Here is a 311-nt window from a genome sequence, read left to right on the forward strand (position 1 = left end):
CCATAACAAGCTGAAACCGAGCCGGGAACGTCGTGTGTGCCTGAGAACGTCCAATAACGATTTCCCCCGTCTCCAGCGGTCCACGCAGCGAGTCCAACACCTTTGGCGCGAACTCCGGAGCCTCGTCGAGAAACAACACCCCTCGATGCGCTAGCGAGATCGCGCCGGGTTGGGCAATACGTACTCCCCCACCGACCATGGCCGCCATCGACACCGAATGATGGGGTTGAGCCAGTGGGGGCCTCGTCATGAGACGCCCGCTCCCTCGTCCGGCCAAGGAATGCAGTGCGGTGACTTCGAGGGCGTCACGG

At 62.7% G+C, this 311-nt stretch carries 1 protein-coding gene; it reads right to left on the reverse strand.

Going from position 1 to position 311, the window contains the following annotated elements:
* The coding region (locus ACODSO_RS29370; RefSeq protein WP_489040119.1) for an ATP-binding protein at positions 1 to 250 on the reverse strand (250 nt) is incomplete at its 3' end.
* Positions 251 to 311: the final 61 nt, after the last annotated feature.

This window comes from Rhodococcus sp. FG69 (assembly GCF_057808915.1).